At 69.8% G+C, this 21,588-nt stretch carries 21 protein-coding genes; 15 read left to right on the top strand and 6 right to left on the bottom strand.

The genetic code is table 11. The features are described from left to right. Nucleotides 1–45 precede the first annotated feature (45 nt). The 4 genes from KY572_RS41325 to KY572_RS41310 all read left to right on the top strand — a co-directional run bounded on the left by KY572_RS41325 (nucleotide 46) and on the right by KY572_RS41310 (nucleotide 7,243). Nucleotides 46–1,380, top strand: a complete 1,335-nt coding sequence (locus KY572_RS41325) for a sigma 54-interacting transcriptional regulator (protein WP_224249255.1) — start codon at nucleotides 46–48, stop codon at nucleotides 1,378–1,380. Between the two features lie 169 nt (nucleotides 1,381–1,549). Continuing rightward, on the top strand, nucleotides 1,550–4,870 hold the full coding sequence (locus tag KY572_RS41320; protein WP_224249254.1) for a WD40 repeat domain-containing serine/threonine protein kinase: 3,321 nt from the start codon (nucleotides 1,550–1,552) through the stop codon (nucleotides 4,868–4,870). Between the two features lie 104 nt (nucleotides 4,871–4,974). Beyond that, nucleotides 4,975–7,038, top strand: a complete 2,064-nt coding sequence (locus KY572_RS41315; RefSeq protein WP_224249298.1) for a carbon starvation CstA family protein — start codon at nucleotides 4,975–4,977, stop codon at nucleotides 7,036–7,038. After that, nucleotides 7,031–7,243: a YbdD/YjiX family protein gene (locus KY572_RS41310; protein ID WP_456077676.1), complete on the top strand. Its 213-nt coding sequence runs from the start codon at nucleotides 7,031–7,033 to the stop codon at nucleotides 7,241–7,243. Before KY572_RS41315 ends, KY572_RS41310 begins: the two co-directional genes overlap by 8 nt. Nucleotides 7,244–7,601: 358 nt before the next feature. Here KY572_RS41310 and KY572_RS41305 read toward each other — a convergent pair whose 3' ends face one another. The 3 genes from KY572_RS41305 to KY572_RS41295 are packed head-to-tail and all read right to left on the bottom strand — an operon-like array spanning nucleotide 7,602 to nucleotide 9,781. Next, entirely contained in the window at nucleotides 7,602–8,273 is a 672-nt protein-coding gene (locus KY572_RS41305) for a hypothetical protein (RefSeq protein ID WP_224249253.1), read from the bottom strand. 6 nt (nucleotides 8,274–8,279) lie between these two features. Further along, entirely contained in the window at nucleotides 8,280–8,819 is a 540-nt protein-coding gene (locus tag KY572_RS41300; protein WP_224249252.1) for a hypothetical protein, read from the bottom strand. A gap of 53 nt (nucleotides 8,820–8,872) precedes the next feature. After that, on the bottom strand, nucleotides 8,873–9,781 hold the full coding sequence (locus KY572_RS41295; protein WP_224249251.1) for a DUF72 domain-containing protein: 909 nt from the start codon (nucleotides 9,779–9,781) through the stop codon (nucleotides 8,873–8,875). A gap of 284 nt (nucleotides 9,782–10,065) precedes the next feature. Here KY572_RS41295 and hpf point away from each other — a divergent pair, with 284 nt between their 5' ends. Next, complete coding sequence (gene hpf, locus KY572_RS41290; protein WP_224249250.1) at nucleotides 10,066–10,401, top strand: ribosome hibernation-promoting factor, HPF/YfiA family; 336 nt, start codon at nucleotides 10,066–10,068, stop codon at nucleotides 10,399–10,401. A 21-nt stretch (nucleotides 10,402–10,422) separates the two neighbouring features. On the opposite strand, the gene KY572_RS41285 is transcribed toward hpf, so the two are convergent. Further along, a complete protein-coding gene (locus KY572_RS41285; protein ID WP_224249249.1) occupies nucleotides 10,423–11,529 on the bottom strand; it encodes a cyclic nucleotide-binding domain-containing protein in 1,107 nt (368 codons plus the stop codon). A 270-nt stretch (nucleotides 11,530–11,799) separates the two neighbouring features. Between KY572_RS41285 and KY572_RS41280 the strand changes: the two genes are divergently transcribed. From KY572_RS41280 to KY572_RS41235, 10 genes are all read left to right on the top strand, one after another. Continuing rightward, nucleotides 11,800–12,231, top strand: coding sequence for a response regulator (locus KY572_RS41280; RefSeq protein ID WP_224249248.1), 432 nt, complete (start codon nucleotides 11,800–11,802; stop codon nucleotides 12,229–12,231). Nucleotide 12,232: 1 nt separating this feature from the next. Then, nucleotides 12,233–12,868 carry a thioredoxin domain-containing protein gene (locus KY572_RS41275; protein WP_224249247.1) on the top strand — a complete coding sequence of 212 codons (636 nt, stop codon included), beginning with the start codon at nucleotides 12,233–12,235 and terminating at the stop codon, nucleotides 12,866–12,868. Beyond that, a complete protein-coding gene (locus tag KY572_RS41270) occupies nucleotides 12,865–14,280 on the top strand; it encodes a sensor histidine kinase (protein ID WP_224249246.1) in 1,416 nt (471 codons plus the stop codon). Before KY572_RS41275 ends, KY572_RS41270 begins: the two co-directional genes overlap by 4 nt. Nucleotides 14,281–14,289: 9 nt before the next feature. Continuing rightward, on the top strand, nucleotides 14,290–15,024 hold the full coding sequence (locus tag KY572_RS41265) for a response regulator (RefSeq protein ID WP_224249245.1): 735 nt from the start codon (nucleotides 14,290–14,292) through the stop codon (nucleotides 15,022–15,024). 1 nt (nucleotide 15,025) lies between these two features. Then, nucleotides 15,026–15,745 carry an ATP-binding protein gene (locus KY572_RS41260; protein WP_224249244.1) on the top strand — a complete coding sequence of 240 codons (720 nt, stop codon included), beginning with the start codon at nucleotides 15,026–15,028 and terminating at the stop codon, nucleotides 15,743–15,745. Next, nucleotides 15,742–16,128 carry a response regulator gene (locus tag KY572_RS41255; RefSeq protein ID WP_224249243.1) on the top strand — a complete coding sequence of 129 codons (387 nt, stop codon included), beginning with the start codon at nucleotides 15,742–15,744 and terminating at the stop codon, nucleotides 16,126–16,128. Before KY572_RS41260 ends, KY572_RS41255 begins: the two co-directional genes overlap by 4 nt. A gap of 122 nt (nucleotides 16,129–16,250) precedes the next feature. After that, nucleotides 16,251–17,684 (top strand): hypothetical protein, encoded by a 1,434-nt coding sequence (locus KY572_RS41250; protein ID WP_224249242.1) that lies wholly within the window; start codon nucleotides 16,251–16,253, stop codon nucleotides 17,682–17,684. A 24-nt stretch (nucleotides 17,685–17,708) separates the two neighbouring features. After that, nucleotides 17,709–18,494: a hypothetical protein gene (locus KY572_RS41245; RefSeq protein ID WP_224249241.1), complete on the top strand. Its 786-nt coding sequence runs from the start codon at nucleotides 17,709–17,711 to the stop codon at nucleotides 18,492–18,494. Nucleotides 18,495–18,615: 121 nt separating this feature from the next. Further along, nucleotides 18,616–19,554 carry a Rieske 2Fe-2S domain-containing protein gene (locus KY572_RS41240; protein ID WP_224249240.1) on the top strand — a complete coding sequence of 313 codons (939 nt, stop codon included), beginning with the start codon at nucleotides 18,616–18,618 and terminating at the stop codon, nucleotides 19,552–19,554. A gap of 9 nt (nucleotides 19,555–19,563) precedes the next feature. Then, on the top strand, nucleotides 19,564–20,340 hold the full coding sequence (locus KY572_RS41235) for a lysophospholipid acyltransferase family protein (RefSeq protein ID WP_224249239.1): 777 nt from the start codon (nucleotides 19,564–19,566) through the stop codon (nucleotides 20,338–20,340). A gap of 19 nt (nucleotides 20,341–20,359) precedes the next feature. On the opposite strand, the gene KY572_RS41230 is transcribed toward KY572_RS41235, so the two are convergent. Continuing rightward, nucleotides 20,360–21,043, bottom strand: coding sequence for a YdeI/OmpD-associated family protein (locus tag KY572_RS41230; protein WP_224249238.1), 684 nt, complete (start codon nucleotides 21,041–21,043; stop codon nucleotides 20,360–20,362). 29 nt (nucleotides 21,044–21,072) lie between these two features. Further along, the gene (locus KY572_RS41225) at nucleotides 21,073–21,585 is read right to left on the bottom strand and encodes a hypothetical protein (protein ID WP_224249237.1); all 513 of its coding nucleotides are present in this window, start codon (nucleotides 21,583–21,585) and stop codon (nucleotides 21,073–21,075) included. Nucleotides 21,586–21,588 lie beyond the last annotated feature (3 nt).

The following is a 21,588-nucleotide window of genomic DNA, read 5'->3' as shown; positions in this document are numbered from 1 at the left end:
ATGCGAACCACTGATCCGAAAAAGGGAACCCGGCCTTCCGAACCGTTGAGTCCGGAGGCGAGCGGCACGGTCGAGGCGGCGCCCTCCAACGCCGCCAGCCGCATGCTGGTGCGCCAGTTCCGGATGCGGATCATCGCGGGGCCGGATACGGGGGGCGTCCACGCCTCGCAGGGCGCGCGTGTGGTGATCGGCACGGATGAGTCCGCGGATGTGCGCCTGCGCGACCGGACCGTGTCCCGGTTCCACTGTGAGATTGCCCTGGTCGACGGCCAGGCGGTGCTGAAGGATCCGGGCAGCCGCAACGGCACCCTGGTGGATGGGGTGCCGGTGTTCCATGCGCCGCTGCGCGATGGCTCCGTGCTGACCCTGGGGCACACGCAGCTCCGCCTGGAGTTCGGGCCCGAGCACATCAGCATCGTGCTCTCCGAGCGGGAGCGCTTCGGGACGATGGTCGGACGCGCCTCGTCCATGCGGGCGCTGTTCGCGATGCTCGAGCGGGTGGCGCCGACGGATGCCACCGTGCTCATCGAAGGAGAGACGGGCACGGGCAAGGAGGCGGTGGCGGAGTCGATCCACCTGGAGAGCACGCGGAGCAAGGGGCCCTTCATCGTGGTGGACTGCGGCGCCGTGCCGCATGATCTGCTGGAGAGCGAGCTGTTCGGCCACGAGCGCGGCTCCTTTACCGGGGCGACGAACCGGCGCGAGGGAGCGTTCGAGGCCGCCTCGGGCGGCACCTTGTTCCTCGACGAGATTGGAGAGCTGTCGAGCGATCTGCAGCCCAAGCTGCTGCGCGCGCTCGAGCGGCGAGAGATCAAGCGGGTGGGCACCAACCAGTACCTCCCCATCGACGTCCGGGTGGTGGCGGCCACCAACCGGAACCTGCGAGCCGAGGTGAACGCGAAGCGGTTCCGCTCGGATCTGTTCTACCGGCTCGCCGTGGTGCAGGTGGCCCTGCCGCCGCTGAAGGAGCGGACCGAGGATCTGCCGCTGCTCGTCGAGCACATCCTCACGAGCCTGGGAGCTTCCCAGCACCCCGAGGCGCCCGAGCTTCGCACCGCGGAGTTCATGCGTGAGCTGGCGCGCCATGCCTGGCCCGGCAACGTCCGCGAGCTGCGCAACTACCTGGAGCGGTGCCTGGCGCTGCGCGAGCGCCAGCCCCTGAGCGCCGAGCTGGGAGAAGCCTCCGAGGAGACGGGAGTGCCCATCTGCGCGGCGCTGCCCCTGCGCGACGCGCGCGAGCAATGGACGCGCTACTGCGAGCAGCGCTACCTCACCGAGGTGCTGCGCACGGCCGGGAACAATGTGACCGCCGCGGCGCGCGCGGCGGGAGTGGACCGCATCCACTTCTATCGCCTGCTCTGGCGCCACGGCCTGCGCTGAGCGCTGCGACGATACACCTCGTGATATCGTCACGAGCCGCTTGAGCCGCACCGCCGATTCCACACCTGCCAGCGCTCCCCGTGAGGCCGGCCCGGTCGACTCGCAGCGCGCTCCCCCCAGCGAGGACACGCTGCCGGTCACGGCTCCGGTCCATCGCCCGGGGGCGGACGTGGCGAGGCCTCACGCCGCTGCGTCCGGTGAGTACCGCCGGGCCGTGGAAGGGCGGAGCTACGCCATCCAGTCCGAGCTCGCGAAGGGAGGCACGGGGCGCATCCTCCGCGCGCGTGACGAGAGGCTCGATCGCCCCGTGGCCGTCAAGGAGCTGCTCGAGCACACGCCCGGGAGCGAGGGGCGGTTCATGCGCGAGGCGCTCCTGACGGCTCGCCTGCAGCACCCGGGCATCGTGCCCGTGTACGACGCGGGCCGCTGGCCGTCGGGGGAGCCGTTCTATGCGATGAAGCTCGTCGCCGGGCGCCCGTTCTCGCAGGTCATCGAGGAGGCGCGCTCCATCGACGAGCGGCTGGCGCTGCTGCCCCACGTGCTCGCCGCGGCCGAGGCCATCGCCTACGCGCACAGCGAGGGCATCATCCACCGGGACCTCAAGCCGCAGAACATCCTCATCGGCTCGTTCGGAGAGATGGTGGTCATCGACTGGGGGCTGGCCAAGGATCTCCGGAACGAGGTCCCCGAGAGCGCCCCCCAGGAGTCGCCCCCGGAGCTCGTATCGCCCGTGGCCACCGGGCTCACCATGGTGGGTACCATCCTGGGGACACCCATCTACATGGCGCCTGAGCAGGCGGCGGGGCGCTCCGTGGACGCGCGGGCCGACGTCTACGCGCTGGGCGCCATCCTCTATCACCTGCTCTCGGGCCGCCCGCCGTACACGGGGCCCTACCCGCTGGAGGTCATCCAGGCCGTGGTCCGCGGGCCGCCCGAGCCCATCGAGCGACTCCAGAAGGGCGTGCCCCGAGACTTGATCGCGCTGGTGCACAAGGCGATGGCGCGGGACGTCGACGCGCGCTACCCGACCGCCAAGGAGCTCGCGGAGGAGCTGCGGCGCTTCCAGACCGGTCAGATCGTCCAGGCCCACGCCTACACCCCCACGGAGCGGCTGGCGCGGTTCGTCCGGCGCTATCGCCTGCCGCTGGGCACGCTGGCGATGGCGCTCATGGCCATCGCGGTGTTGGGGGCGCTCGCCATCTTCCGCATCGTCGAGGCGAGGGACCTGGCCACGCAGGAGCGGGATCGGGCCACCACGGCCGAGCGTCACGCGACCGAGCGCGCCGACACGCTCACCCTGGCCGAGGCCCGTGGCGCCGCGGTGCGCAACCCCATCGAGTCCATCGCCTGGCTCAAGACGCTCTCGCCCGCGTTCGACCGGGGGCGAGTGGCTCGAGTCATCGCCGCCGATGCGCTGTCGCGCGCCGTTCCGCGGGTGCTGCGAGACCACACGGCGGCGGTGAACGTCGCGCGCTTCTCCCCGGACGGCCGCCTGCTCGCCACGGTGAGCGACGACCGGACCGTTCGGCTCTGGGATGTCGAGACCGGCGCGGTGCGGGTGCTCGAGGGGCACGCGGACGAGGTCTGGGGAAGCTCCTTCTCCCCGGATGGCCGGTGGTTGGCGACCAGCAGCAAGGACGGCTCCCTGCGGCTGTGGAACGTCGCGACCGGAGAGGGCCGAGCCTTCGTGGGACACCACGACGGCCCCGTCGAGTACCTCCAGTTCCTCCCGGACGGCAGGCACATCATCTCCCGGGGCCGCCAGGAGAGGGTGCGGCTCTGGGACGTGGAGAGCGGGGTGGCCTCGGTGTTGAGCGGCGGCCCCTCCGCGGACGCCGGGCTCGCGGTCTCTCCCGATGGGGGCACCGTCGCCTATACGGCCGAGGGCGCGCTCGTGCTCTTCCAGCGGGGGGAGGGGAGCTACCGGCGCTTCCAGGGCCAGGCGCTGCCTTCCACCGCCATCGCGATCTCGTTGGGCGGCACGCACGTGGTGACGGGCGATGGGACGGGAGCCCTGCGCGTGTGGGACGCGAAGAGGGGCGTCGTCCAGCGGCTCGCGGGGCACACCCGGGAGGTCACCTTCGTCAGCTTCGCTCCCCAGGATGCTTCACGGTTCGTCTCCGCGTCCCAGGATGGAATGCTCCGCCTCTGGAACCTCCGGACGGGCGCGTCCGAGGTGCTGAGAGGGCACGAGACCACCATCCACTCGCTCGATTTCTCGCCGGATGCTCGGCTGCTCCTGAGCGGGGCGGGTGACAACACCGCGAGGCTCTGGGACCTGGCTTCTGGCACGAGCCGCGTGCTGTGGGGACAGACCGATGCGGTGGTGTCGGTGGCCTTCTCGCCCGACGGGCAGCGGGTGGCCGTGACGAGCGTCGACCAGACCGTGCGCCTGTACGAGCTCGGCGCCCTGCGCGATCGCGTCATCGCGGCGCAGGACTCGGCGGTGCAGGTCGCGCTCGTCTCTCCGGCAGGAGACCGGGTGGCGTTCGGAGGCGAGGACGGCACCGTGCATGTGAGCCGGCTCGAGGGCGCGGAGGCCTCGGCGGTGGTGGAGCACGAGGGCGAGGTGAGCGATCTGGCCTTCTCCTCGGAGGGTTCCCTCCTCGCGACGGCCGGCGCCGATGGCCGCGTCTATCTGGTCGAGCTCGACTCCGGCGCGACACGGGTGCTTCACGGCCACACAGGGCGCGTTCACCGCGTGCTCTTCTCGCCGGATGGAGCCTCGCTGTTCTCGGCCGGGGCCGATGGGACCGTGCGCTCGTGGAGCCTCCAGAGCAGTGAGGGGCGGCTCGTCGAGCAGCGGGAGGGGGAGGCGCTCACGGTCGCGCTCTCGTCGGATGGCGCTCGCCTGCTGTCGGGCTGGAGGGATGGACGCGTGGCGGTGCGGGAGCTGGCCTCCGGGCAGGAGGTGCTGCTCGAGGGGCACCAGGCGTCCGTGATGGCGCTCGGCTTCTCACCGGATGACCGGGTGATCGTCACCGGCAGCATGGACCACACGATCCGCCTCTGGGACGCGAGCACCGGGCAGCTTCGCCAGAGCGTGGAGGCGGGCGGCACGGGCATCGACCGTCTCATCTTCTTCCGTGACGGCAAGCGCTTCGCGACGCTGGGCGGAGAGGGCAACGCGCGCATCTGGGAGCTGGAGAGCGGGCGGATGCTGGCGGTGCTGCGCGGGCACCGCGGCCGGGTGTACGCGCTCGCCGTGTCGCCGGAGGGGACGCGCGCCGCGACGGGAGGCAGTGATGGGATGGTGCGGCTCTGGGACATCGAGGCCCGGGAGAGCCGGGTGCTCGAGGGGCACCGGGGCCGAGTCTCCGCGCTGGACTTCGCGCTCGACGGACGGGCGCTCATCTCCGCGGGCCATGATGGCACGGTGCGGCGCTGGATGGACGACCTGCCGACGGACGGTGCCGCCCTGCGGGCGTTCCTCAAGGCGGCGACCCCGGAGACCATCGAGTCCCTCCGGGTGCACCCGAGCGCGCCGTGAGCGCGTGCCTCCAAGGCAACGCTCCTCCTGCCAGGTTGGATGTTGAGATTGACGGGGTGCCACCCTGAAGGCACCTTCGCGCGATGAGCCGAGCGGAAGGGACGATGGCGCGTGTCGCGAGCAAGGTGGGATGGGCGCTGCTCTCGGTCCTGGGCGCGTTCTGCCTGGGCACGGTGGCGCTGCACCGGGGCGAGTCCATCAACGCCACGTGGCTGGTGGTGGCGGCGGTTGCCACCTTCATGATCGGGTATCGCTTCTACAGTCGCTTCATCGCCGAGAAGGCGCTGCGGCTGGACCCGACTCGCGCGACGCCGGCGCGGCGCCACAACGATGGACTGGACTACGTGCCCACGGACAAGTGGGTGCTCTTCGGCCACCACTTCGCCGCCATCGCGGGGGCGGGCCCGCTGGTGGGGCCGGTGCTCGCCGCGCAGATGGGCTACCTGCCCGGCACGATGTGGATCCTCTTCGGGGTGGTGCTGGCCGGCGCGGTGCAGGACTTCACCATCCTGTTCCTGTCCGTGCGCCGGGACGGCAAGTCCCTGGGTGACATGGTGCGGATGGAGCTGGGGCCCGCCGCGGGCGTGGTGGCGATGATCGGCGTGCTGATGATCATGATGATCATCCTCGCGGTGCTGGCCCTGGTGGTGGTGAAGGCGCTGGCCTCCAGTGCCTGGGGTACCTTCACGGTGGCGATGACCATGCCCATCGCCCTGCTGATGGGCGTGTACCTGCGCTACCTGCGGCCGGGCCGCGTGCTCGAGGTCTCCATCATCGGGTTCGTGCTGCTGATGCTGTCCATCTGGCTGGGCGGCAGGGTGGCCGAGAACCCCTCCATGGCGCCCCTGTTCACCTACGGCGGCGAGGCGCTGGCGTGGATGCTGATCGCCTACGGCTTCTGCGCCTCGGTCCTCCCGGTGTGGCTGCTGCTGGCGCCGCGCGACTACCTGTCCACCTTCCTGAAGATCGGCACCGTGGTGGTGCTGGCGCTGGGCATCCTCCTGGCCCAGCCCGAGCTGCGGATGCCCGCGGTGACGCGGTTCGTCGACGGCAGCGGCCCCGTGTTCTCCGGCAACCTGTTCCCGTTCCTGTTCATCACCATCGCGTGCGGCGCGGTGTCCGGCTGGCACTCGCTGATCGCCTCGGGCACCACCCCGAAGATGCTGGCCAACGAGAGCGAGGCGCGCATGGTGGGCTACGGCTCGATGCTCATGGAGGCCTTCGTGGCCATCATGGCGATGATCTCCGCCACGGTGCTGCAGCCCGGGGTGTACTTCGCGATGAACTCTCCGCCGGGCCTGATTGGCACCACCGTGGAGAGCGCGGCGCAGGTCATCAGCCAGTGGGGCTTCGTGCTCACGCCCGAGGTGCTCACCCAGACGGCCCGGGACATCGGCGAGTCGTCCATCCTGTCGCGAGCCGGAGGCGCGCCGACCCTGGCGGTAGGCATGGCTCAGATTCTCCATGGGCTGGTCGGCGGAGAGGGGATGATGGCCTTCTGGTATCACTACGCCATCCTGTTCGAGGCGCTGTTCATCCTCACCACCGTGGACGCCGGCACGCGCGTGGGCCGCTTCATGATCCAGGAGCTGGCGGGCCTGGCGTACGCGCCGCTGAAGAGGACCGACTCCTGGGGCGCCAACCTCATCGCCACGGCCATCTGCGTGTCGGGCTGGGGCTACTTCCTCTACCAGGGCGTGGTGGATCCCCTGGGCGGCATCAACACGCTGTGGCCGCTGTTCGGCATCGCCAACCAGATGCTGGCCGCCATCGCGCTGACGCTGGCCTGCGTGGCGCTGGTGAAGATGAAGCGCGAGCGCTTCCTGTGGATCCCCGCCATCCCCACCGCGTGGCTGGTGCTGTGCACGCTGACGGCGGGCTGGCAGAAGGTGTTCAGCAGCGACATCCGGGTCAGCTTCCTGGCGCACGCACGCGCCTTCACGTCGGCGATGGAGAGCGGCAAGGTGCTGGCGCCCGCCAAATCCGTCGAGGAGATGCAGCGGGTCATCACCAACGACTACGTGGATGCCGGCCTCACCGTCCTGTTCATGATGGTGGTCGTGATGACGCTCGTGTTCGGGCTGCGCGCAGCGCTGGCGGCCCGCCGTTCGGAGGTGCCGACGGCGCGGGAGACACCGCATGTTCCCCAGGTGGCGACGGATGCCTGACATGACCCTGCCCCGAGAAGCGCTGCGGAGACTCTGGCGGCGCGTCGTGCAGACCGCGCGATTGATCATCGGGGTGCCCGACTACGACACCTACGTCCAGCACATGCGCCGCCACCACCCGGAGCGGCCGGTGATGAGCTACGCGGAGTTCTTCAACGAGCGGATGCAGGCGCGCTATCGCGCGGGCGGCGGGCGCTGCTGCTGAGCCGCGGCGGGAGCCCCGGGGATGGAAGGGGTCAGGCGATGGGAGGACCACACGCGAGCCCGGGCCACCTGAGTGCGGGCCTGATACGGCTGATGGCGGTGGCGTCGGGCTGACGGCGGCCGCGCACGGCAGCCAAGTCACTGCGAAGAAGTTCCTGCACCCCGGAGGGAGGCACCCTGTCGGCGGACCGGCAGCGAACTGGTATGACAAGCAGACCAGTTCGCACAGGTTTTTCCCGGCAGGGGGACCGGACGCGGGGAGGCCTCGGGCCCTCTGCCTGGTTCAGGTTGCGCGGACTCTTACAGGGGGCCGTGAAAAGACTTTTTCGGACCCATTTAGGCTCAGGCGTCCGAGGGTTTCAGCCCTGCGGCGGAGGCTGGGACTCGCGCACCTCCCACGCATCCTCCAGGCGCGTGGACAGCCAGAGCTCCACGTACTTCCTGCGCGGCTCGGTGGGCTCGTCCGAGCCCGTCACCGTGGAGAAGCTGTGGTGGATGAGGCGTAGGCCCACCTCCGGGCGCACCTCGCGCACCTGGGTGTAGAGCCAGCGCGCGTCCCCCACCGTCGTGGTGTTGGGCGCGATGCACACCAGCGTGCCGTCATAGCCGAGCTTGCCGAACAGCAACCCCGCCACCTCGGAGAACGGCGGCACCACCTCACGGAAGGACAAGGAGCGGTGCGCGTCACACTCCACCGAGAGCGGCGGGCCGTAGAAGAGGACCTCGAGCTCCAGGAAGGGCCGCAGCATCTCCGGGCGGGTGACGTCGCCCTGCACGCACTCGATGCCTCGCTCCTGGTTGGCCGCGACGATGGCCGGCTCCAGGTCCAGCGAGCGGTAGCGCTTCACGCCGAGCTGGGAGGTGTAGGCCGCATGCTGGCGGCTGCAGTCGCCGCAGCACAGCTCTCCGATGCCGTGCACACCCTGGGGGAAGAACTCGCGCAGCAGCGCCACGCGCTGCTCCACCGTCTGGCGGTTGGTCCGCGCGAAGGCGCGACGGCTCAGGTCGGGAGTGTGGAATGGGCCGCTCATGAGTCCCTACCAGGCAATCAGATACGCGCAGGCCGCATCCCCCCGCTCGCGGCAGCTGGCCGCGTCGTGCTGAAGGCGGATGAAGAAGGAGTCCTTTGGGCGGAAGCGGTCGGCCAGCGACTCCACCAGCCCTTCATCCATCGGGCAGGGGTAGGGGTTGTCGCAGACCATCCGCGCGCTGCGCGGGCCGGTGGACTCGTAGCGGTAGCCGCCGATGTGCCCGGGGCCCCGGTGGTTCATGTGGTAGGCCGTGTCGAGCGACTGCAGCGCCTGCTCCACCGTTCGGAGGTCCGGTGGGAACTCGGCGTTCTTGGGGATGTTGCGCCCCACGGCCCGCATCGTGTTCGGGCCGATCTGCTTCAGGATGTCCCGGTAGGCACCCAGCACTCCCTGGAAGGGGTACCAGGCCGTCTTCTCCGGACGGGCAATGCCGTGCTCCGCGAAGATGCGCAGCGCCCGGTCAGGGGCAATCCTCATTGCCTCCATCGCCGAGAGCAGGGCGTTGCCCAGGACTTCGATTCGAGCGGTGTTCACCGACTGCGTCATGAGAGGGTCCCCGCCACGGGATTTGACGCGACTTGCCGGGTGACATGCAAATACTAGGGAGCCGGAGCGGTGTGCTCGAGCGCGCTCGCGGTCAGGTCCATCGGGCGCGCGTAGGGGCCCAGCGCCTCGGGGTACTCGCGCAGCAGCGTCTCGGGGGCCTCCACCCTCTGCCCCGTCACCATCGCCTTCAACATCAGCGCGTTCGCCACGCCCTTGCCCCGCGCGTGGTTGTTGGTGATGACGTACACGTCCTCCACGCGCGCATGCGCGGCGACCTCCTTCGTGCGCTCGGCCCACGGCTCCAGCTCGCGCGCCGAGTACAGGTAGTCATACCGATCGATCGGCGAGGACTTCTGGCGGAACCATTCCTTGTAGTTGCGCCCGTGCACCCGCACGTAGCCCACCGCCGCCGTGGCCCGAGCGCTCGGCGCGATGGAGTTCTTGAACAGCGGCTGGTCGATGTTCACGAACCCCAGCCCCCGCTCCACCAACTCCGCGTAGTACGAGGGCTCGTTCCACGAGGCGTGCCGCACCTCGAGCACTAGCGGCAGCCCCTCGAACGCGGAGACGATGGCGTCCACGTGGTCCCGGTTCTTCGGCTCGTTGCGGAAGGACCACGGGAACTGCACCAGCACCGCGCCCAGCCGCCCCGCGTCCCGCAGGAGGCTCAGCCCCACGCGCGCCCACCGCACGTCCTCCGCCGTCCAGGGCTCGGAGCGCTCGTGGGTGAAGCGCTTCCACAGCTTCGCCGTGAAGCGGAAGTTCGGGTTGAACTCCGTGCGCTCCAGCCACAGGTGCGCGTTGCGTGGGGTGATGGGCGCGTAGAAGGACGTGTTCAGCTCGATGGTGTCGAACAGCGCCGCCATCGCCACCAGCGGATCGAACCCCCTGGGCTTGGGCTTCGGGTACACCACGCCCTCCCAGTCTCTGTATGTCCACCCCGCGGGCCCGAACCGGATCATGCCGCCTCCTCGAGGAGCTGGAAGGGCTCCCCCGACGCACAAGGTAGGCACTCGGACGCCCTCCCAGACTGGCCGGCTGCCTGGGTGACGGGCAGTGAGGCGGGGCCTACTGCCCGTGCGGTGTCGCAGGGGGCCGCGCAACCGCTGCGGCCGTGTGGCGCTTCGCCGCAAAGGCTGCGTCCGAGCAGGCCGTAACTGCTTGAATTGTCATGGGAATTGCTGGCCTCGGGAATGCAATGGAGAGAGGGCGGACACGGCCCACAGGGCCACAGACGAGGCGTCAGATGAACCGACCGCTGCAGATCACCTACCGGGGTATGGGGCCGAGCGAGGCCATGTCGGAGCACATCCGGGAGCAGGCGGAGAAGCTGGAGCAGTTCTTCGATCGCATCGTGGGCTGCCATGTGGTGGTGGAGCAGCCGCACAAGCATCACCAGCAGGGCCGGCGCTTCCACGTGCGCGTCGATCTCCACGTCCCGGGCAAGGACATCGTCGTGGGCAAGGAGCACGAGCGGCGCGAGCACGAGGATCCGTACCAGGCGGTGAACGACGCGTTCGAGGCGGCGCGCCACCAGCTGCAGCACCACGCGGACGTCCTGCGCGCCCACCACCAGGCCTGACCCAGGCGCGCCGGCGGCCCCTCACTTCGGGCTGTCGGCGCGCTGCACCAGCTTGTGGGCCAGGGCCCGCGAGAGGTTGAGCAGCAGCAGCGCCGCCGCGCGCGAGCTGGAGTCGATCAGCGCGCGCAGGGACTTCTCGCTCAGGCACAGCACGCGAGCGCCCGCGCCGGTGGCGCACACGTCGCTGATGCGTGAGGTGGACAGCAGGAAGGCCACCTCGCCGAGCACCTCGCCCGCGGTGGTCGTCGCCACCACGCGGTCCCCATCCCGCACCTCCAGCGAGCCGGAGAGCACCACGAAGACGGTGCGCGCCACCTGCCCGCGCCGGATGAGGTAGTCGCCAGGGGCGCACTGGATGACGTGGCTGCTGGCCAGCACGGCCTGCAGCTCCTGCTCCGACAGGCCGGCGAAGAGGGGCGGCCGCGTGGAGCCCATCAGCCCGTGCACCTCCCGCAGGTAGTGCTCCGGATCGCTGAGCTCCTGGCTCAGCACGTCCCGGGCCTGCTTCAGCAGCGGCGCCACGCGCGCGGGCACCTCCGAGGCCACGTCCGCCGCCAGCAGCGCCCGCAGCGGCGAGCCCACCCACTCCATGTGCTCGCGGTCCCGGAGCACCAGCACCAGCGGCACCATCACCCCGAACTCCGGGTGGTCGAACGTGCCCAGGTAGGGCCGGAAGCCCAGCGACAGATAGAGGTTGAGCAGGTGCGGCTGGCAGTCGCAGAAGGCCAGCTCCATGCCCTGCTCCAGCAGGAAGCCGATGCTCTCGTGGATGAGCCGGAAGGGCACCGCGGTGCCTCGCATGTCCCGGCGCACCATGAAGCGCCCCACCACCGACAGGCTCTCCTGCGGCACCAGCGGCAGGAAGCGCTCCAGCGCGAAGCGCTCGGCCAGGGGCGGGGGAATGGCTCCGTCGCTGCCCAGGTGCACCCGGACCGTTCCCACCACCTCGCCCTGGGTCCGCGCGTACATGAGGTGGGCCGCGCCATCGTCCGCGTCCTTCAGCCACCGGTGCGAGTGATCGGCCAGGCCCTGGTAGAGGTGCATCTCCTCGACGTAGGTCTCGTAGCGCAGCCGGTAGATGGCTTCTCGCTCATCCTCCGTGCTGGCAAAGCGGACCTCGACGTCCATCCAGGCTCCCCGATGTGCCCCCTGAACCTATCAGCGCGCGGGGCGGAGGAGCGTTCACTTCCGGATGCTCGCTCTTCCATTCTTGAACTTCGGGGCGGAAGGAGGCAGCGGCTCTGTCCGCTGTCCAACCCCGGCAAGCTCGCCTGGCGGTACCGGCGATCCATTCACGTTAGGCTGGATCAACAAGGTCGCGGGGGACCCCGGAAACTCCGGCAAGCTCCCTCACATGAACGCACATCTTTTCTGGGTGACCGCGAGGCGCTGGACGCGATGAACGAGAGGCTCACAGTCCTGGTGGTGGATGACGAGCACCCGGTGCTCATCACCGCCGCTGCCGTGCTGTCCGAGGATTTCCGGGTGCTGACGGCCTCGGATGCCACCTCGGCGCTGCGCCAGATGGAGCGCAATACGATCGACGTGGTGTGCACGGACTTCAACATGCCCGGCCAGAACGGCATCCAGCTGCTGCGCGAGGCGACGGCCCGGCAGCCGCACCTGTCCGGCGTGCTCGTCACCGGCCACGCCGAGTATCTGGAGAAGCGGGACAAGTACGAGGCCCAGGGCCTCTACTACCTGCTCATCAAGCCCTACGAGCCGCCCCGCCTGGTGGAAATCGTCCAGCGCGCGGCGGAGTCCGCCCGGCTCAAGCGGGTGATGAGTTCGCTCTCCTCGGAGCTGGGGGCCTGGAAGCGAGTGATGTGAGATGAAGGGCAGGCTTCCAGCGGGGCGCGGGAGCCGGGTGCTCGCCGCGACTGGAGTGCTGTGGCTGGCCGCCGTGCTCGGAGGGATGACGGCCCTGGCGCGCTACTCCACCACGCCGGGTGAGCCGCCCGAGGCCCCCTCGCGCTGGCCCGCGGACAGCGCGCTGCGTCCCACGCCGGGCCGCTTCCTGCTCGTCATGCTGGCCCACCCGCGCTGCCCCTGCTCGCGCGCGAGCATGGGAGAGCTGGAGGCGGTGATGGCGCGGGCCGGCGGGCGCGTGGACGCCTATGTCCTCTTCCTCCGGCCGGAGGGGGAGGGTGCGGACTGGAAGCAGGGCGAGCTGTGGCGGCGCGCGGCCTCCATCCCCGGCGTCACCGCGCAGGAGGACTTCGGCGGCGTGGAGGCGCGGCGCCTGGGTGCCACCACCTCCGGGCACGTGCTGCTCTACGACGCGGAGGGGCGCCTGCGCTTCAGCGGAGGAATCACTCGCTCGCGCGGACATGCGGGCGACAACGCCGGGCGGGCCAGCCTGGAGGCCCTGCTGCTCGAGGGCGCCGAGGGCGAGGGCCAGCACCCGGTGTACGGCTGCGCGCTGCGGGGCCCCACGGAGCGGGATGAGGCGGGAGCGCCTCCATGAGCCAGGCCGGAGTGGAGCCACGGGCGCAGGAGCAGTTCGAGGAGCGTGCCGCCCGGCTCCTCTCCCACCATCAGGACGAGGTGTGGCGGCGGGTGGACCGGCTCTTCGCCCGGCTGATGGTGGGGCAGTGGCTGGTCGCCATCGTGATCGCGGTGCTCTTCTCTCCCTATGGCTGGGAGGGCAAGGAGCGCGCGGTGCACGTGCACGTGCACGCCGCGGTGTTGCTCGGCGGAGCGCTCAGCGCCTTCCCGCTCGCGCTGGTGTGGCTGCGCCCGGGCAGCGTGCTCACCCGGCACGTGGTGGCCGTCTCGCAGCTGCTCTGGTCCGCGCTCCTCATCCACCTGACGGGGGGCCGCATCGAGACGCACTTCCACATCTTCGGCTCGCTGGCCTTCCTGGCCTTCTACCGGGACTGGCCGGTGCTGCTCAGCGCCACCGGCGTGGTGGTGGCGGACCACTACCTGCGCGGCGCCGTCTGGCCAGAGTCCGTCTACGGCTCGCCGAGTCCGGAGTGGTGGCGCTTCCTGGAGCACTCCTTCTGGGTGTTCTTCATCGACATGGTGCTGCTGCTGTCCTGTCATGGCGCGGTGCGGGAGATGCGGGAGATGGCCGAGCGGCGGGCGGCGGCGGAGCTGGCCACCGAGCGCGAGCAGCAGAAGGCGTACGAGCTGGACAGGGCGATGAGCGAGCTGCGCAACACCCACGAGCACCTGATCCGCGTGGAGAAGCTGGCGGCGGTGGGGCAGCTCGCGGCGGGCGTGGGGCACGAGCTGCGCAACCCGCTGGCCGCCGTCCGCAACGCGCACGCCTACCTCTCCAAGCGCCTGGCGAAGCCGGAGGAGGCGGCGACGGACGCGCGCGTGCCCCAGTTCCTGGCGCTGATGGACCGGGAGCTCAGCAACTGCGCGCGCATCATCTCGGACCTGCTGGACTTCGCGCGCGAGCGCTCGCTCAGCCTCCAGCCGTGTCCGCTGCGCCCGCTGGTGGACGAGGCCATCGGCGTGGTGCCCGCGCGCGAGGGCGTGCGCGTGCTCAACCAGGTGCCGGAGTCGCTGCCGGTGCCGCTGCTGGACCGCGAGCAGTTCCGGCAGGTGCTCATCAACCTGGTGCAGAACGCGGTGGAGGCCATCCCCGTTGGCCGGAGCGGAGAGGTGGTGGTGCGCGCCGACGGTGGCGGCGCCGAGCCGCTGCGGGTGCGCGTGGTGGACGACGGGGGCGGCATCCCCCCGGACGTGCTGCCGCGCATCTTCGAGCCCCTGTTCACGACGAAGAAGCAGGGCACGGGGCTGGGGCTGTCCATCGTCGCCACGAGAGTCCAGCGCCACGGCGGTACGCTCCAGGTCGTGAGCGAGCCCGGCCGTGGCAGTGAGTTCATCATCCAGCTCCCGCCCGCCGTGGCGAGGGCAGCCTAGGAGAGCCCGGTGAGCACGGCGCGCATCCTGGTCGTCGATGATGAGGAGTCGATGCGAATCACCCTCGCGGCGAACCTGGAGCTGGAGGGCTTCGAGGTGCTGGAGGCCTCCACCGGCGAGGAGGCGCTGAGCGTGGCGCGCGAGCGGCCGGTGGACGTGGTGCTCGCGGACATCCGCATGCCGGGGCTGCACGGCGTGGAGCTCCACCGTCACCTGCGGCGCGAGCGGCCCGGGCTGCCCGTGGTGCTGATGACAGCGTTCGCCCAGGAGAGCCTGGTGGAGGACGCGCTCGCCGAGGGCGTCTTCACCGTGCTGCACAAGCCCTTCGACGTGGAGCACCTGCTGCGGACGCTGCAGCGCGCGGCTCGCACGCCCGAGGTGCTGGTGGTGGACGACTCCCAGGATGTGGCGGAGGCCACGGTGGAGGGGCTGCGGATGTGCGGTGTGCGGGCGCAGGCCGTCTACGACGGGGACGCGGCGGTGGAGCGCATGCGCTCGGGGAGCATCGACGTGTGCGTGGTGGATCTGGTGATGCCAGGGATGACGGGCCCGGAGGTGGTGGAGCAGCTGCGGGGCGTGGGGCGGCCCGTGTCCTTCATCGCCGTCTCCGGGCATGACGTACCGGAGATGATGCGGCAGGTGGCGGCGCTGGGAGACGTGTCCTGCATGCGCAAGCCCATCTCCATTCGAGAGCTGGCCCAGACGATTGCCCGGACCCGCGGGCGGACCTTGACGAGGAACTGACATGGACGAGCAAACCCCAGGTGTCGAGGCCCGCGAGCGCGCCGCGGTCGCGGAGGTGGTGACGGCGGTGCTGCGCCACGACTTGCGCAACCGCTTCTCCAGCATCCGCAACGCCTCGTACTACCTGATGAAGCAGGCCCAGAAGTCGGAGCTGTGGAAGGCGGACCCTCGCGTGGCGGTCTTCTTCCAGCTCATCGACAGCGAGCTGGCCAGCGCCGAGGAGCTGCTGTCGGCCCGCGGCCTGACGGTGCCCACGGAGGTGCGCAGCCGGGTGGCGCTGTGCGAGGTGGCGGAGCAGGCCCTGGCGCGCTCGCGGCTGCCGCCGTCCATCCGCGTGGAGCGCACCTGGCAGGAGCGGGGGCGGGTGGAGGGAGACGGGGAGAGCCTCGCGCTGCTCGTCCGCTGCCTGATCGACAACGCGGTGGAGGCGATGCCGGGAGGCGGCACGCTGGGGTTGCGCACGCTCCGGAGCGAGGACGGGCGCATCCTCCTGGAGGTGACGGACACCGGGCCTGGAATCGGCGAGGAGCTGCGGGCGCGGGTGTTCGAGCCCTTCATGACGACGAAGGCCGGGCATGCGGGAGTCGGGCTCTGCATCGTCCAGCGGCTGGCGCTGCGCAGCCGCGCGTGGGTGGAGCTGAGGCCGGGGGCGTCGGTGGGCACGTGGGCACGGGTCTCCTTCCCCCTGGTGGAAGAGGCCGGAGCGCCTGCCGGGACATGAGCCGAGGAGCGAGTGAGGGAGGCGCGCGACGGAGCCTGCTGCTCGTGGAGGATGATCCGGCCAACTGGCTGACGCTCTCCGCGGTGCTGGAGGAGGCGGGCTTCACCGTGGCCGTGGCGGAGACGTGCGCGCAGGCGGCCCGGCTCCTGGAGGGGCAGCCTCGGTACGACGCGGTGCTGCTGGACTCGAGGCTGGGGGACGGGGATGGGCGGGAGCTCGTTCCGCTGATTCGCCGCCAGGTGCCCGAGGCGAAGCTCGTGCTCGTGTCGGGGCAGAAGGGCTTCTGGGCGAAAACCCCCGTGGATGCCGTGTTCGAGAAGGGCGAGCCGGTGGAAGAGCTGCTCGCGTGCCTGGAGCGGCTGCTGCGACGCGAGCCGGCCTGAAGATAGGCGCTTCGGAGCCGCCCGTCCGTCGCGCGCTCTCGCCTTCTCGATATGCTCTCTGGATGGATCCAGGAGAGTCTCTTGCTCGTTTCAGGGCACCGAAGCTGCTCGGGAGATGCCTCGTGTTGCTGGGTTGGGTGCTGCACGCGTCCTGCGCGAGTGGCCCACCCCCGAGGCGCGTGCTGAGAGACCAGAGAGGGAGCTACGCGAGAGGCTTCTCCGAAGCTGGGAGGACCGAGGGCGAGTCGGCTCGGTGGTCCGCGGTCGAGAAGAAGCTCGATGAGTACGATGCGTGGGCGCAACAGGTGCGAAGCGCCTCGGGAAGCCGCTTCCGGAGGGTAGGGCGTGAGTACCTGCTGACCGAGAGCTTCCTGCGCGAGAAGTCCCTGGAAGTGCTGGCCGCCGCGGTCCTCGACTGGGCCTGGACGCACACGGACGATCCGGACTTCCTGCGCAAGAGTCCCAGCGAGGTAGGGCTCTACCTGCTGGCGAAGCGAAGCGCCCTCGCGCAGGTCGTGAAGGTGGGGCAGGAGGCGCATCCTCACCTGGACTACACGCCGCTGCCGGATGGGACAGATGCTCCTCCCTTGGAGCTGGCAGTGGAGTTGATGGTGGGCCTGGTGCCTGGCCTTGGGGAGCTGGCGGACGCGAAAGCGGCGGTGACGGGCTTCAGCTTCACGGGCCGGAAGCTGAGGGAAGAGGAGCGCAAGCTGGCGTTGCTGTGCGTGATGCTGCCCTTCATCTCCTCCCGCGCGGTGAGTGCAGGGGAGGAGACGCTGGAGCGGGTGGCGCTGCTCACCGGACGCAGCCTGGAGGAAGCCCGGGTCCTGCAGCGGGTGGCTCAGCAGCTCTCGCCCCAGGAAGTGAAGGAGGTGGACCGGGTTCTCCAGGCCGCTGCCCGAGACGGTCGGCTGACAGAGGAACACCTGCAGTTGCTCGAGCGCGTCGCACAGAGACTGGAGAAGCCGTTGGCCGAGGCGGCCAGCACTTTTCGCCAGGGCGGTCGGGTGTCACTGGTGGGGGCGCGCGCGGACATGGCCGGAGCGCGGCTGGTGCCCGGGAGCGCCGAGCATCTCTCGCAGGCCTGGGTGGAGTACCAGTTCCGCCATCCGGAGAAGTACCCGCGTTTTGCCTACAAGCCGGACCCGGAGTGGCACCGCCTCTACCGCTCCATCCTGGAGAACAAGGCCGCGGGCAGTGAGTTCGAGCAGTCCATCCTGAAGGCACGGGGCTACGAGAAGAACACGACGATGATGATGCCTCCGCCCGGCGGTGGCGCGCGGGGCTTCATCGCGGATTCAGTCGTGGGCCATCGAGGCGAGCTGGTGTGGGGCAAGCCCTACCGCTTCGTGGAGGTGAAGGGGCGCGAGGAGATGGCCCTCACGGGGAACCTGGACGCCATGATCTCGTACGTGGAGAAATATGGGGGGCAGCTCGAAGTATGGTTCCGGTCTTCCGCGCACTCGAAAGGTCGGACGCGGCTCTCCTCGCCTCTTCAGGATCGGCTGAAGAGACTCGGGGACCAAGGCCTGGTCGCCGTGCAGTACTACCCTTGAGGGAAGAGCACCTGGATGAGGTACTTGGAAACGTTCATCTGTCTCCCGCCAGGTGTTCCATCGGGTTCCTGGGCACGAGTGTTCCTCGAGCGGGTTTTCGAGGAGTACCGATGGTTTCAGCCCATGCGCTATGGGTATGCCTCCTTGAAAGAGAGGATCGACCCGGAGCGCATCGACTACGCCGCGCTGATTGCCTTCTACGACGAGTGGAAGACCGTGACGGTGGCAGCTCGAACGGATCGAGACTACTTCTTGCTTGATCCGGCGAGGCCCAACGTCCCCCCCTACACCGGAAGCATCCTTTGGAAGACGTCCGGCAAAGAGGCTGAAAAGTCTCGCTGGCGTGCAGCGCACCTGCGACAGGTATCAGAGATCATGCAGTCGGCGGGCTCACCTCTGGCCCAGGCTGGCCTCGACGAGGACTTCGAGCGCAAGACCCACCGGCTCGTCCCGAACCCGGATGGCTTCGGGCGGCGGCTGGTTCCCACGGTGCGCGACTACTCAGAAGGGCTCACCGGAGTCTACTGGCGCAACTTCTTCGGACCTCCCTTCGTGCGCCTGTTCGGTGAGCGCCTTGCTTCCCTGCCAGAGGGCTGCACGAAGGAGGAACTCGGTGGAGGCGTCGTCCTCGTGCAGCCCTACGAAGATCCCTCCATGGCAGGCACCCATGAAGGCGTCAGGCGCGAACGCTCGCTCATCGAGCATCTCGGGCCCGATTGCTTCTATGACCATGAGCGTCACCTCAAGCCGACCCGGCTCCCCGACCTGCCACCCGTTTCCGCGAGCACCGTGTGGCCAGGGGCGGTGTGACGGGCTCGGACCCTGCGTGGAGCACTGGAAGCGGACGCCTGTCCGGGAGGCCGGTTGGAGCCGCTCGCTCCCGTCACTATCATGGGTGACCGAGGAGCCTCCCGGCTCCCTGGTGCCGCCCATGGACGCTCGCTACCCCTTCACTCCCTATCCTCGGGGCTGGTTCCAGGTCGCCTGGTCCGATGAGCTGCCCGTGGGAGGCGTCATGCCTCTGTCCTGTCTCGGCAGGGAGCTGGTGCTCTTCCGGACCGAGGACGGGGGGGCGCACGTGCTCGACGCCTACTGTCCCCACATGGGGGCCCACCTCGGCCACGGAGGCCGCGTCCAGGACGGCCACCTCCAGTGCCCCTTCCATGGCTGGCGCTTCAACGGCCAGGGCTCCTGCGTCGCCATTCCTCACGCGGACAAGGTTCCCCCCGGCGCGAAGCTCGATGCGTGGCCGGTGCACGAGCTCGATGGCGTCATCCTCGTCCACCACGCGCCCGAGCACTCGGAGCCCACGTGGCGGGTGCCGGCCCTCCCCGAGGCCCACTCCGAGGACTGGGTCCTCTTCCACAAGAAGCAGTGGCGCATCCGCACCCACGTGCAGGAGATCTCCGAGAACATCGTGGACCCCGTCCACTTCCGCTACGTCCACGGCACCCTCTCCCTGCCCGAGGCCGAGTTCTCCTCCGAGGGCCACGTCTTCCGGATCGACTCGAAAGTGGTCCAGCCCACGCCTCGAGGCCCCGTCAACGGGCGCATCCAGGCCGAGGCCCACGGGGCCGGCTACTGGGCCATCCGCTTCACGGGCATCACCGACGTGACGTTCATCTCCGCCGCTACCCCCGTGGGCCCCGAGCACGTCGCGCTCCGGCACACCTTCTTCGCCCGAATGCCCCCGGAGGTCGGCGCCACCCACAATGTCGGCAGGGCCCTGGTGACGGAGATCATCCGGCAGGTGGAGGAGGACATCCCCATCTGGGAGAACAAGATCTACCGGACACGCCCCCTGCTCTCGGCCGGAGATCGCTCCATCCCCGCGTTTCGCCACTGGAGTCGCCAGTTCCTCGAAGGGTAGAAGCGCTCCATGTCCGAGCGCACCTTCTCCCGCCCCGTCCGAATCCTGAGGACGGCGCTGGCCGCGAGCTGGGCCATGCTCTCGCTGGGGGTGTTCATCCCGCTCGCCCTGCTGGCGCTGCCCGTGGACCGGCGGCAGCGCGTGCATGACGTCTGCTCCGTCCTCTGGGCGCGCGGCATCCTCGCCCTGGTGGGCGCTCGGCTCGTGGTGCGTGGCGCCGAGCACGTCTCCCGGGACGAGCACTACATCATCGTCGCCAACCACCAGAGCATCCTCGACGCCATGGTGATGGTGGCGGCGCTCCAGCCGCTCACCTCCGTGCGCATGGTGGCCCGGCGCGGCGCCTTCCGCATCCCGCTCATGGGCTGGGGCATGCGGCTGTTCGGTCACATCTCCGTGGACCCGCGCAGCATGCGTGCCTCGCTCCCCGGGCTCCAGCAGGCCCAGCAGGGCGTGGCCCGGCGCTGGTCCACCGTCTTCTTCCCGGAGGGCACGCGCAGCGAGGACGGGAGGATGCGCCCGTTCCACAACAGCGCCTTCCACATCGCCTCTCGCGCCGGGGTGCGCGTGCTGCCCGTCACCGTCTCCGGCTCGTTCGACGTCATGCCCCGGCACAGCAGCTGGGCGCTCCGGAAGGGGACGGTCCACGTCCTCATCCATCCCCCCATGGGACCGCTGGAGCAGACCCATGACGCGGCCGTCGCGGCGTCGACGGCGTGTCACCAGCTCATCGAGGCGGCGCTCCCACGCTCACCTTCGGAGGCGCCGCTCCCGGTCTCCGCCTGAGCCGGCGAGCCACCGCGCATCAGGAGTGCAGCTTCTCGTGGCGCGCGAGCATCTCGACGAACTGCGCGATGCGCCGGGCGCGGGTCTCGGCCTTCTTCGCGTTGTGGACCCGGAACAGGATGGCGTAGCGGTTCGAGCCGGTGAGCGTGGCGAAGAACTCGGCCGCGCGAGGGTTCGCGGCGAGGGCGGCCGACAAGTCCTCGGGCACCGTCGCACGGCTCGGCGAGTCGTAGGCCGCCTCCCAGCGGCCGTCCTGTTTCGCGCGCTCCACCTGCTCGAGCCCGGGCGGCTTCATCTTGCCCGCCGCGATGAGCGCCAGCGCCTTCTCCCGGTTGATCTTGGACCAGATGCTCCTGGGGCCGCGAGGCGTGAACTTCTGGATCCAGGTGGTGTCGTCGTTGCGCTTCGCCTGGCCGTCGATCCAGCCCCACACGAGCGCCGACTCGACCGCCTCCTGGTAGGTGATCGAAGCGATGCCGGACGCCTTCTTGGCCATCTTCAGCCACACGCCGCGTGACGAGGCGTGGTTCTTGGAGAGCCAGGCCGACCACTCGCGAGGCTCCTCGAAGAAGACGATGGGGAACTCGCTGGGGGCCTTCTCCGGGGACGCCGTCTTCGCCTTCGGCGTCCGCTTCGTGGTCGCTCCGGCCTTCTTCGCCGCTCCGGTCTTCTTCTTCGTCTCGGTCTTCCGAGGGGTGCTCATTCAGTCTCTTCCGTGGTTGGGTCTCCCTTCTACCTCCTGGCGATGTTCAGGTGGGCGACGCCGCACTCGCGTTCGCCGTATCCCTCGATGGTTATCAACAGCAGGGTGCCTCGGATGAGGCTGTTGAGAGCCGTGGCGGACCAGAGGTTGTTTCCGGAGTCGTCGTTGCAGGCGAGGATCTCCGAGGTGGCTCGGTAGTTGCGAATCTCGAGCACCGTGTCGAAGGTCGAGTTCCTCGTGGTGAAGGTGTAGGCCCCCGTCGAGGGCGCCCTCCACACGAAGGAGATGTCTCCCGAGGGGCCCGAGCCGCAGGTGGTCCGCCACTGGTTGGAGACGCCGCAGGTGCTGTGGACGGCCACGGCGTTTCCCAGCGCGCTGCCCAGATCTCCGATGAAGGCCTGCTGAGACACGGTCTGTGCTTCGGTGACCGGCCCCGTCTCGGGCTCGGCGCCTTCCCATTCTTCGCCATCGGGAACGGGCCCACAGGCTCCGAGGACCAGCACCCACGACACCGCGCACAAGACGACTCGCTCTAGACGCATCCG

It is taken from the genome of Hyalangium gracile, from assembly GCF_020103725.1.
Taxonomy (GTDB): domain Bacteria; phylum Myxococcota; class Myxococcia; order Myxococcales; family Myxococcaceae; genus Hyalangium; species Hyalangium gracile.
The sequence above is the reverse complement of the archived record's forward strand: the minus strand, read 5'-3'. Positions and strand labels throughout refer to the sequence as shown.